Raw genomic sequence first — 2,681 nt, forward strand, 5'->3', positions numbered from 1 at the left:
GCTTGATGCCAACCTCGGTAATGGAGCTGTAAAGCTCCTTCGCTCTCGGGGAATACGGGCATAAAAAAACCGGCGTAAGCCGGTTTTTTTAGGTCACCACAATGGGCAAATTAAGCGGCCAGGGCTTTAATCTGCGCATTCAGGCGGCTCTTGTGGCGAGCGGCCTTGTTCTTGTGGATGATGCCTTTGTCCGCGACGCGGTCGAGAACGGGCACAGCGGCAGCGAAGGCTGCTTTAGCTGCTTCCTGGTCGCCAGCTTTAATTGCTGAAACCACTTTTTTCAAATATGTGCGCGTCATGGAGCGCAGGCTGGCGTTGTGCTTACGAGCCTTCTCGTTCTGACGAGCACGTTTTTTAGCTTGGGGTGAATTAGCCACCGTATTGCTCCTGTGAATAACTTGGTACAAATCAAGGACGCGACATTATGCGTATTTGCAGCGCGATGTCAACCGTCTTGGCGGTTTTGGCAAATGGTCGTCGGCCAGCTAGGCTTAGGGGGTATCACTTCCTCGAGCAGTCCCCGTCCATGGCCGATAAGCAGCTGAAAAAAATACCCAAAGAAATGCTGGTGGTTGGCATGTTCATCGAGGAGTTCTGCGGTTCCTGGATGGAGCACCCCTTCTGGCGCGGTCGCTTCCTGCTCGACAACGAGGCCGATTGTAAGCGGGTGCAAGACAGCAGTATCACCGAGCTTTGGATAGATGTGGCGCGCGGCAAGGACATTACGCCCGCGCAGGAGCAGGCCCGGCCGGCGTCTGCACCCGCGCCGGACGTGGCGGCGCTGGGGCAGCAGAGTGTGTCTAAGCCCGCAGTGCAGCAGGTATCTATGGCCGACGAGCTGGCGCGGGCTTCGCAAATTTGTGGCCGCGCCAAGCAGGCTGTCGCACAAATGTTTTCCGAGGCGCGTATGGGGCAGGCTGTCAATGCCGAGCAATGCAAGGCGATGGTGGAGGAAATCTCCAGCTCGGTCAGCCGCAACCCCGGTGCGCTCATTAGCCTTGCGCGCCTGAAAAGTGCCGACGAGTACACCTATATGCACTCGGTGGCGGTGTGCGCGCTGATGGTAGCGCTGGCCCGCGAGTTGGGGTTGACGGAGGCGCAGACTCAGGAGGCCGGGCTGGCTGGACTCTTGCACGATATGGGCAAGGCGCTGATTCCGTTAGAGGTGCTCAATAAGCCCGGTCGGCTCACCGATGACGAGTTTGCGATCGTCAAGGCGCACCCTCAAAAAGGTTATGAAATGCTGCAAGAGGCGGGCGGCGCCAGTGAAAATGTGATGGATGCCTGCCTGCACCACCACGAAAAGACCGACGCCAGCGGTTACCCTCACGGGCTGGCGGCTGACGCTATCAGCTTGCTGAGCAAAATGACGGCGGTGTGCGATGTGTATGATGCCATTACCTCCAACCGGCCCTACAAGCGGGGCTGGGACCCAGCGGAGTCCTTGCGCAAAATGGCCGAGTGGAGCCGGGGTCATTTCGATGAAACCGTCTTTCAGGCCTTTGTGAAAAGCATTGGTATCTACCCGACGGGCTCGCTAGTGCGGCTCAAGTCTCGTCGCCTGGCAGTGGTGGTGGAGCAAAGCCCCAAATCACTGCTGAAACCGGTGGTTAAAGTTTTCTACAGCATTCCCAACAAGGCGCGCATAGCGCCCCAGCGGCTGGATCTGTCGGCGCCTGCGGCTTCCGATCATATCGAGGCCCGCGAGTCGCCCGAGCGTTGGCCTTTCAAAGATTTGGATGAGCTGTGGCAGCCGGTATAATTTGGCTTTCAAAGGCTCGGCTTTTGCCTGTCCAGTGAAATAGGTACACTGCCGGTCTTTGATCGCCTGAGCAGATTCCTGTGAGTCACCCAGTCACCAACGCTTCGCCCCCTGTGAAACCTCCGATCGGATTGCTGCGCTCCAGTGGTGTGGTCAGTGCCATGACGTTTCTATCGCGTATTTTGGGATTGGTGCGCGACATGGTGTTTGCCCGCTTTATCGGCGCGGAAGCCGGTGCCGACGCGTTTTTTGTGGCCTTCAAAATCCCCAATTTTTTGCGCCGGCTATTTGCCGAGGGTGCCTTTGCTCAGGCATTTGTGCCGGTGCTGTCGGAATACCGCACGCAGGGCAGTCACGCGGCGGTGCGCGAACTGGTCAATGCCGTGGCCGGGTGTCTGGGGTCGGCCCTGTTTGTGATCACCTTGCTGGCCTGTTTAGGGGCGCCTTGGGTGGCTTGGCTATTTGCGCCGGGCTTTGCCGCAGATGCCGCTAAATTCGCTCTGGTGAGCGATATGATTCGCATCACGTTTCCTTATTTGATGCTGATCTCTCTGACCGGGCTGGCGGGCGCCATTCTCAACAGCTACGACCGCTTTGCAGTGCCGGCCGTCACACCGGTATTTTTGAATATTTCGCTGATATTTGCCGCGGTGGTTGCCTCGGGGTGGTTTGCTGTCCCAGTCATGGCGCTGGCCTGGGGGGTGTTTGCGGCGGGTTGTGTGCAGTTGGTATTTCAGCTGCCGTTTTTAATGCGCATTCACCTATTGCCTGTACCTGCATTTCGGCCGCAGCACCCAGGGGTGCGGCGGGTGCTGACATTAATGGTGCCGGCGCTGTTTGGCGTATCGGTCAGTCAGATAAATCTGTTGCTCGATACCGTGCTGGCGTCCTTCTTGCCTACTGGCTCTGTCTCCTGGTT

3 protein-coding genes are annotated in these 2,681 nt (G+C 57.8%); 2 read left to right on the forward strand and 1 reads right to left on the reverse strand.

The genetic code is table 11. The features are described from left to right. Positions 1-110 precede the first annotated feature (110 nt). Entirely contained in the window at positions 111-377 is a 267-nt protein-coding gene (gene rpsT, locus ACW8F6_RS13075) for a 30S ribosomal protein S20 (protein WP_183911606.1), read from the reverse strand. Positions 378-526: 149 nt separating this feature from the next. Between rpsT and ACW8F6_RS13080 the strand changes: the two genes are divergently transcribed. Then, entirely contained in the window at positions 527-1,762 is a 1,236-nt protein-coding gene (locus ACW8F6_RS13080; protein ID WP_491576319.1) for a cyclic di-GMP phosphodiesterase, read from the forward strand. A 161-nt stretch (positions 1,763-1,923) separates the two neighbouring features. Further along, positions 1,924-2,681 (forward strand): murein biosynthesis integral membrane protein MurJ (gene murJ, locus ACW8F6_RS13085; RefSeq protein WP_491576320.1); only part of this gene is annotated, 758 nt, incomplete at its 3' end.

The sequence above is a fragment of the Simiduia sp. genome, from assembly GCF_058345725.1.

What these genes read in the sequence shown, in the direction of transcription:
- ACW8F6_RS13080 (WP_491576319.1), top strand. Translation starts at nt 527, where the DNA reads ATGGCCGATAAGCAGCTGAAAAAAATACCCAAAGAAATGCTGGTGGTT.